Genomic DNA, 333 nt, shown 5'->3' with positions numbered 1-333 from the left:
ATTTCTCGTCAGCCTTTGCGGCCGCTGGTGGCCCCTGCTGGACTTGAACCAGCGACCAAGCGATTATAAGTCGCCTGCTCTAACCACTGAGCTAAGGGGCCAATCGATTGGATTATAAAGTAACTCCGTGTCGCAATCCAAGCTTGGCTGCAGGTCACTTTGATACATGAAAATACGGGTTTTCTTGATTCAGACGCGCAGCGGTGTGCGTTTGTTTGCCGCTATAGCGAAATAAATCAGAAAATCAGACGCGGTCGTTCACTTGTTCAGCAACCAGATCAAAAGCCATTGACTCAGCAAGGGTTGACCGTATAATTCACGCGATTACACCGC

The 333-nt window shown here is 49.2% G+C and carries 1 tRNA gene; it reads right to left on the bottom strand.

The window, feature by feature from the left end:
• Window positions 1–25: 25 nt before the first annotated feature.
• Window positions 26–101 (bottom strand) — tRNA-Ile (locus SB764_RS38975).
• Window positions 102–333 lie beyond the last annotated feature (232 nt).

This window comes from Paraburkholderia sp. SIMBA_027, from assembly GCF_046535315.1.
Classification (GTDB): Bacteria; Pseudomonadota; Gammaproteobacteria; order Burkholderiales; family Burkholderiaceae; genus Paraburkholderia; species Paraburkholderia tropica.
This window is presented reverse-complemented; position numbering and strand designations above follow the sequence as displayed.